Source organism: Puerhibacterium puerhi (genome assembly GCF_009846865.1).
Lineage (GTDB): Bacteria > Actinomycetota > Actinomycetes > Actinomycetales > Cellulomonadaceae > Puerhibacterium > Puerhibacterium puerhi.
Map to the genome: position 1 here is coordinate 39,572 of NZ_WUWN01000027.1, position 7,489 is coordinate 47,060.

Annotated in this window: 9 protein-coding genes; 7 read left to right on the forward strand and 2 right to left on the reverse strand. The window is 77.1% G+C overall.

Annotated features, from left to right (window positions below):
• Positions 1 to 6: 6 nt before the first annotated feature.
• Entirely contained in the window at positions 7 to 843 is an 837-nt protein-coding gene (locus GSF02_RS13555) for a class II glutamine amidotransferase (RefSeq protein WP_201308932.1), read from the reverse strand.
• Positions 844 to 992: 149 nt separating this feature from the next.
• Here GSF02_RS13555 and GSF02_RS13560 point away from each other — a divergent pair, with 149 nt between their 5' ends.
• From GSF02_RS13560 to GSF02_RS13580, 5 genes are all read left to right on the forward strand, one after another.
• On the forward strand, positions 993 to 1,592 hold the full coding sequence (locus tag GSF02_RS13560; RefSeq protein WP_159797374.1) for a hypothetical protein: 600 nt from the start codon (positions 993 to 995) through the stop codon (positions 1,590 to 1,592).
• A 55-nt stretch (positions 1,593 to 1,647) separates the two neighbouring features.
• Positions 1,648 to 2,820 (forward strand): sensor histidine kinase, encoded by a 1,173-nt coding sequence (locus tag GSF02_RS13565; RefSeq protein ID WP_235915569.1) that lies wholly within the window; start codon positions 1,648 to 1,650, stop codon positions 2,818 to 2,820.
• Positions 2,817 to 3,497: a response regulator gene (locus tag GSF02_RS13570; protein WP_159797376.1), complete on the forward strand. Its 681-nt coding sequence runs from the start codon at positions 2,817 to 2,819 to the stop codon at positions 3,495 to 3,497. Before GSF02_RS13565 ends, GSF02_RS13570 begins: the two co-directional genes overlap by 4 nt.
• Positions 3,494 to 4,465: a phosphotransferase family protein gene (locus GSF02_RS13575; protein WP_159797378.1), complete on the forward strand. Its 972-nt coding sequence runs from the start codon at positions 3,494 to 3,496 to the stop codon at positions 4,463 to 4,465. The genes GSF02_RS13570 and GSF02_RS13575 overlap by 4 nt, the downstream gene beginning before the upstream one ends.
• 79 nt (positions 4,466 to 4,544) lie before the next feature.
• Positions 4,545 to 5,183 carry a class I SAM-dependent methyltransferase gene (locus GSF02_RS13580; protein ID WP_201308933.1) on the forward strand — a complete coding sequence of 213 codons (639 nt, stop codon included), beginning with the start codon at positions 4,545 to 4,547 and terminating at the stop codon, positions 5,181 to 5,183.
• Positions 5,184 to 5,392: 209 nt separating this feature from the next.
• Here the strand turns inward: GSF02_RS13580 and GSF02_RS13585 are convergent, their stop codons facing one another.
• Positions 5,393 to 5,800 carry a DUF7144 family membrane protein gene (locus GSF02_RS13585; RefSeq protein WP_159797380.1) on the reverse strand — a complete coding sequence of 136 codons (408 nt, stop codon included), beginning with the start codon at positions 5,798 to 5,800 and terminating at the stop codon, positions 5,393 to 5,395.
• A gap of 324 nt (positions 5,801 to 6,124) precedes the next feature.
• Between GSF02_RS13585 and GSF02_RS13590 the strand changes: the two genes are divergently transcribed.
• Positions 6,125 to 6,754 carry a DUF1269 domain-containing protein gene (locus tag GSF02_RS13590; RefSeq protein ID WP_159797382.1) on the forward strand — a complete coding sequence of 210 codons (630 nt, stop codon included), beginning with the start codon at positions 6,125 to 6,127 and terminating at the stop codon, positions 6,752 to 6,754.
• A 126-nt stretch (positions 6,755 to 6,880) separates the two neighbouring features.
• Positions 6,881 to 7,489, forward strand: a 609-nt coding sequence (locus tag GSF02_RS13595) for a hypothetical protein (RefSeq protein ID WP_201308934.1), incomplete at its 3' end; no start/stop codon positions are given.

Consider the following 7,489-nt stretch of genomic DNA (forward strand, 5'->3'; position numbering starts at 1 on the left):
GCGCGGTCAGGCCGCCGTCGACACCGGCCGGAACGTGCCGATCTCGGCCCTGCCGGGGCCGACCATGCCCCAGGACGACTCCGGCACCCCGTTCCACGCCCCGGCGAGGTCGCGCAGCGGCTCCGACACGACGAAGCGGGTCTCGGCGCTCAGCTCGTGCAGCACCTCCACCTCCGGGTGCAGCTCGAGGAGCGTGTCCACCCGCGTGGAGTAGAAGAGCGAGCGCGACCTGCCCTCGCTGGAGTACCGGAACGCCCACATCGCGTCGCCGTCGGTCGTCGCCACCGTCATCTGCACGGGGTTCACGACGTCGTGCCGGGCGGCGGTGTCCTCGACGAAGCCGACCGCGCGCTGCACCGCGGGCACCGGGTCCTCCTTGAGGCCGAACGTCATCGCCAGGAAGAACAGCATCTCGGAGTCGGTGGACCCCTCGATGTCGCCGAACAGCTCGGGGTCGACCGCCATCATGAGGTCGCGCTTGATCTCGTGGAAGCCGGCGATCATGCCGTTGTGCATCCACAGCCACCGGCCGTGCCGGAACGGGTGGCAGTTGGTCTGCTGCACGGCGGTGCCGGTCGCCGAGCGGATGTGCGCGAAGAACATCCGGGCCTTGACCTCCCGCGAGATCTCCCGCAGGTTCCGGTTGTTCCAAGCGGGGTCGATCTCCTTGAACACCAGGGGCTCGTCGCCGTCGGTGTACCAGCCGATCCCGAAGCCGTCGCCGTTGGTCGTGGTCGCACCCAGCTCGGAGTGCAGGCTCTGGTCGATCAGGGAGTGCTTGGGCCGGAACAGCAGCGCCTCCGCAGGGACCGGGTCGCCCGAGTACGCCATCCATCTGCACATGCTGCGACCCAAGCACGCCCGGTGGGCGTGGGCATCGCCCGGTGCGGGTGAGTGCGCGGCGGGCGACCGCGGGTGTCGGCGGCAGGCGACGACGCCTGACGACACCGGACGGATGTGCAGGGCGGGGCGGCGTCCCTAGCGTCCCCGTCATGACGAACCACGACACGGCCGGCCGCCCGGCCACGCCGACGCCCACCGACCCCCACCCGGACGGGAGCACGACCATGAACCCGCACGCGAACCCGAGGACCGACCAGGGCGCCACCCACCCCGGCGCGGCCGGCGCCGCCCCGCCCCGCCGGTCCCACCGGCTCGGCCTGCCCGTGGCGCTGATCGTCGCGCTCGCCGCCGCGGCGGCGGTGCGCGCCCCGCTGCACGACCTGGGCGTCATCGACGAGGGGAGCCCGCTGACGGCGGTGCTCGCCGTCGTCCCGCTCGTCCTGTGGGTGGTGACGGTGCTCTGGTGGCGGTCCGAGCGCCCGCTCCTGGCCCTCACGACGGTCGGCCTGACGTACGGCGTGATGCTGGCGGTCGTCCACCAGGTCTTCTGGACGCAGGCGTTCGGCGGGGACCCGCCCGCGCTCGGCGACAACCTCGAGGGCGTCCTGCCGCCCACCGTGGAGGCGCTGCTGCTGCGCGCCGCGGCGGTGCCGAGCGGCCTGGTGACCGGCACGGTCCTGGGCCTGCTCACCGGGACCGTCGCCTGGGCGATCGGCCGGGCGACCGGCCGGGCCGGCCAGGGGCGATGACCACGGGCCCGCGCGGGCGATGTCGCCCCGCCGCGGCGGTCCCTAGGCTGGCGCCGTGAGGGACCGCGTCCGCCCCGACGAGGGGGCGTCCGGGGCGGCAGTGCGCCGCGTCGACGCCCTCCTCGGCGTGGGCGTGGCGCTCGCGGTCGCCGTGGTGGTCCTGGCGGACCTGGACGCCACCGGGCGCGCCGGACCGGCCGCCCTCGCGTTCGCCGCGGGCTTCGGCCTGCTGGCCGCGGCCCGGCGCACGGCACCGCGCGCCCTCCTCGTGGCCACCGTGCTCGGCATCTTCGGCTACTACGTGCTGCAGCTGCCGCCGATCGGCATCGCGCTGCCCGCCGTGGTGGCCCTCTACTCGGCGGCGGAGGCCGGCCGCACGGGCTGGGCGCTGGGTGCCGGCGCCGTGCTCGTGGGCGTGGCGGCGTGGGCCCGGATCGACGAGGGGCTGCCGGCGACCTACCTCGCCAGCTACGACCTGCTCACCGACGTCGCGCTCGTCGTCGCGGCGGTGGCGCTCGGCGTGAGCGTCCGGGCGCGGCGCGAGACCCGCGCGCACCAGGAGCGGCTCCGTGCGGCCGCGGCGGCGGAGCAGGCGCGGGCCGGGGAGCAGCGGCTCCAGGAGGAGCGGGTGCGCATCGCGCGCGACCTCCACGACGTCGTCGGGCACACGCTGTCGGTGATCTCGGTGCACGGCAACGTCGCCGCGGAGGCGCTCGACGAGGACGACGCCGCCGCGCGCGCCGCCGTCGGGCAGATCCTGCGGGCCACGTCGACGGCGATGCGCGAGCTGCGCACCACCGTCAAGGTGCTGCGCTCGCCCGCGCAGGCCCCCGAGCGGGGCACCATCGGCCTCGGCGGCGTGGCGGCGCTCGCCGACGCGGCGCGGGCCGCGGGGCTGCGCGTCGAGCTCGACGTCGCCGTGCCCGCCGACGCCCTGGACGGCGTCGTCGACGCCGCCGCCTACCGCATCGTCCAGGAGTCCCTGACGAACACGCTGCGCCATGCCGGCGCCACCCGCGCGGTCGTCACCGCCGCCGTGCGCGGCGACCGGCTCGAGGTCACGGTCACCGACGACGGGCACGGGCGCGCGCGACCTGCCGGTACCGGCGGCGCGGGGCTGGCGGGCATGGCGGAGCGGGCCGCCGCGGTGGGCGGGCGGCTCGCCGCGGGCGACGGGCCGGACGGCGGGTTCCGGGTGCACGCGACGATGCCGGCGAGGCTGCGATGATCCGCGTGGTCCTCGTCGACGACCAGGAGCTCGTGCGGACCGGGCTGCGTGCGCTGGCCGAGCACGACGGCGACATCGCCGTGGTGGGGGAGGCGGCGACCGGGCGGTCCGGCCTCGGGCGGGTCCGCGAGCTGCGGCCCGACGTCGTGCTCATGGACGTCCGGATGCCCGACATGGACGGACTGCAGGCAACGCGCGCGATCGTCGCCGACCCGCGGCTGAGCGACGTCAAGGTCCTCGTGCTCACCACCTTCGACGAGGACGAGGACGTCTTCGAGGCGATCGCGTCCGGGGCCTCGGGCTACCTCCTCAAGCACGTCTCCGCCGCGGAGCTGAGGGCGGCCGTCCGGGTCGTGGCGGGGGGCGAGGCGCTGCTGTCGCCGTCGGTCACGCGGACAGTCATGACAGCGCTCGCCGAGGCGCGCCGTCGCCCGCTCGACGACGCGGTGCTGGCCGGCCTCACCGAGCGGGAGCGCGAGGTGCTCGCCCACGTGGGCCGCGGCCTGTCCAACGACGAGCTGGCGCGGGCCATGGCCATCTCGCCGGCCACGGCCCGCACCTACGTCTCGCGGCTCCTGGCCAAGCTCGGGGCGCGCGACCGCTCCCGCCTCGTGATCGTGGCGTACGAGTCCGGGCTCGTCACGCCGGGCGGCCAGGGACCGGGAGACGCGGCATGAGTCTCCCCGACCACGACCACGGTGCCGGCGACGACAGCGGGTCCGGCGCGGCGGAGCGAGCCGGGGTGAGCGCGCTGCTCGCGCGGCACGGCTACCCCGTGCGGTCGCTGCGCGTGCTCGGCGCCGGCCTGGACCACGTCGCCTACGACGTCGACGGCCGGTTCGTCGCGCGGGTCGCGCGCGGCGCCGGCGACGCCGAGCGGGCGCGACGGGAGGCCCGGCTCCTGGGCCGGCTCGCCGCCGCGTCGCCGCTGCCCGTGCCGGCGCCGGAGCTGATCGACGACGCCGGCGATGCGGCGTGCCTCGTGTACCCGCGGCTGCCGGGCACGCCGCTGCTGGACGTGCCGCTGCTGGACGTGCCGGCGGGCCCGCACGGGGCGGCCGGCGTGCCCACCCCGGTGGCCACCCGGGTGGGCCGGGCGCTCGGCGGCCTCCTGGCCGTGCTCCACGCCGAGCCGGTCGAGCGGTGGGCCGACGTCGTGGCGCCGGACGACGCGGCGCCCGCGGCGTGGCTGCCGGACGCCGCGGAGGCCTACGCGGCCGCCGTCTCGCACGTCCCGCCGGAGCACCGCCGGAGCGTCGAGACGTTCCTCGGCGCCGAGCCGCCGCCGCGGGCGTCCCGCCTGGCGCTGTGCCACGGCGACCTCGGGATCGAGCACGTGCTCGTCGACGCCCGCGCGCGGGTCGTCACCGGCATCGTCGACTGGTCCGACGCGGCGCTGGCCGACCCGGCGCGCGACCTCGGGCTGGTCTACCGCGACCTGGGCCGTGCCGGGCTGCAGGCCGCGCTGGACGCCCGCGGCTGCGCGACGGGCGACGACGCCGGCCTCGCCGAGCGGGTGGTGTTCTACGCCCGGTGCGGCGCCCTGGAGGACCTCGCCTTCGGCCTCGCGACCGGGCGGCGGGCCTATGCCGCCAAGAGCCTGGCGGGCCTGGGACGGCTGTTCGCCGCCGGGCGCACCACCTGACGGCGCGGCAGCCGCTGGCGCACGGACGGCGACGTGCGGTGACGCCTCCGGTGTGGTCCGCTGGGAGGGGAGGCCGCCGATGACGAACCGCGCCCTCGAGAACGTCGCGACCCTGGCGAACCGCCTGGGCTACCGCCTCATGTACCGCGTCGGGTTCCGGCCCTGGGAGGGATACCGCGACGCCGCGGCGGCGAGCGTGGACGCGATGCTCGACCGGGCGCAGGCGGGGCGGTCCGTGCCGCTCGGCCGAGCGCTGGACCTCGGGTGCGGGCGCGGGCAGTACACCCCCGAGCTGGCGGCACGCGGCTGGGAGGCCGTCGGGGTCGACGTCGTGCCGCAGGCCGTCGCCGAGGCGCGCCGCGTGGCGGGCGCTGGGGTCGAGTACGTCGTCGGCGACGTACTCGACCTTCCCGGGGCCGGCCTCGGCACCTTCGACCTCTTCCTCGACGTGGGCTGCTTCCAGGGGCTCGACGCGGCCGGGCGGGCCGCCGAGGCGGCGGGCGTCAGCGCCCTCGCCAACCCCGGGGCGACGGTGCTGATGCTCGCCTTCGGGCCCCGGCTGCGCGCTCTCGTCGGCGGGGTGTCCCGGCGTGACGTCGAGACGGCGTTCGCCGGCTGGCGCGTCGAGGTCGACGAGCCCGCCAGCACCGCTGGTCTGGGCTGGCCGATGAACCGGACGGGACCGCGGTGGTACCGGCTGCGGCGCCCGCCCGTGTGAAGGCCGGTGCCCACCCGCACGCGCAGCCGGGCACGCGAGGCGCCCCACGGCAGACGCCTCGCGTGCCGGCGCGGTCCGGGCGCGTCGAGGGGACGTCCGGGCCGGATCGTGCGCCGCCGCCCGGGGCGGTCGGCGGAGGGCGCCTGCGGGGCCGCCTCGCGGCGGGCGGCCCCGCAGGCGCGGGAGCGGGTCGGGTCAGGGGCGTCGGGTCAGGTGTCGAAGATGCCCGACCTGGCGATGGCCCAGATCACGAAGACGGCAAGGGCGACCACCAGCATCGACCACAGCGGGTAGAACGGGATGAACAGGAAGTTCGCCACCGCGCTGATGGCGGCGAGGCCGATGGCCACCCCGCCGGCGATCGCGCTGCGCGACAGCAGGAACACCCCGGTCACGGCGATCGCGATCCCGACGACCAGGTGGATCCAGCCCCAGCCCGTGATGTCGAGGGAGAAGGTGTAGTTCGGCAGGACGACGAACATGTCGTCGTCGATGAGGGCGACCAGGCCCTGGAGGGCCTGGAAGACGCCCAGCACGATCATGAGGCTGCCGGCCAGGACGACACCCGTCTGTGCGACCGGGCTGACCGTCCTGTCCTCGCGGATGACGTCGGCCATGGTGAGCTCCGTAGGGACGGTTCGGCGGGCTCGGACGAGCCTCGCTCGTCCCACGCTCGCGCTGCCGCGCGCGTGCTCCGTCACCCGCAGCGGGTGAATGGGCGCTCGGCGCCGCCGGCCGCCGCCCACCCGGTGCGGGGGAGACCCACGCCGGTGCAGGGTCCACCTCCGCGGCGGCGCTGACCTGCGACGACGTGGACGCGGCGCTGGGCGGACGCCCCCGGCGGAGCCGGCGTCGGCGCCGGGCGAGGTCACCGGGAACGGGTGAGGCCGCGGCGCGGGGCCGGAGGTCCGATGGTGTCGACACGTCGGGAGGGGTCAGCGATGGCGCAGACGACCCTGACCGTCTGGAGGTTCTCGAGCGCCGACGGCGCGCGCGGGGCGGGCCAGAGGGTCCAGGACCTCGCGCCCGAGCGCCGCGGCGCCCTGCACGACGCCGCCGAGGTGTGGTGGGAGCCGGGCGCCGCGCGGCCGCGCACGCGCCAGCTGCCCGCGCCGGCCGGCGCGGGCGCCCTCGGCGGCGCCTTCTGGGGGATGCTCTTCGGGCTGCTGTTCTTCGTGCCGCTGCTGGGCGCCGCGGTCGGCGCCGCCATGGGCGCGGTGACGGGGCTGCTGGCCGACGTCGGCATCGACGACGGCTTCGTCAACCGGGTGCGTGACGCGGTCACCCCGGGCACCTCCGCGCTGTTCCTGCTGTCCACGGGCGCCCTCCTGGACGACGTGCGCGCCGTGCTGGGCGTGCGCGAGAGCCCGGACCTCATCGTCACCGGCTTCACCGGCGAGCAGGAGGCCGCCCTGCGGGAGGTGTTCGGCGAGGACGACGGGCAGGCGGACGGCGAGGACGACGGGCGCGCCGACGGGGAGGACGACGGGCGCGCCGACGGCGAGGACGGGGCGGAGCGGGCCGCCCGGCAGGACGCCCGGCGGGACGGCGCGCACAGTGACGCCGACTGACCTACCGTGGCTCGCACGGGGGGCGTGCGCACGACGAGGGCGCGCGAGGGAGCCTCTCGGGGCCGTCGGGCGAGGGCGCCGGTGGCCCGGAGGCCGTGGTTCGATCGCGGAGTCCGGGAGCCGGCGATGAGCACTGCACACCCGATCCAGCAGCACGCGGAGGCGTCCGGGGGGTTCCGGCCCGCCGGTCCGCCGCCCCTGCCGCGGCTGTTCGTGCCGCGCGGGCGCCTCGAGCGCCGCCTGGACGACGCCGTGGCCGAGAGCGCCGTCACCCTGCTGGTGGCGCCCGCGGGCGCGGGCAAGTCGGTGGGGGTCGCGGGCTGGCTGAGCCGCCGCGGCCGCGGTGGGGCCGCGGTGCGCTGGCTCGGCGCGACGGACCTGCGTCCCGAGCAGCTGGCCGACGCCCTGGCGGGGCGTGCCGGCCCCGACCGGCCGGGCGGCGGCCCGCCGCTCGTCGTCGTCGACGACGCCGACCGGCTCCCGCCGCCCACGCTGCGCCTCGTCGACGAGCGGCTGAACGACCAGCCCGAGACGCTGCGCCTGCTGCTGCTGAGCCGCTGGGACCTGGCCCTGACCCGGCTCGTGCCCGAGCTGCTCGGCCACTTCACGCTGCTGCGCGGGGACCTGCTGCGCCTGGACGAGCGGGAGAGCGCCGCGCTCATCGCGCCGCTGGCCCGCACCGACGACGCCGTCGCCGTGCGTCGCCTGTCGGCGCAGGCGGACGGCTGGTGCTCG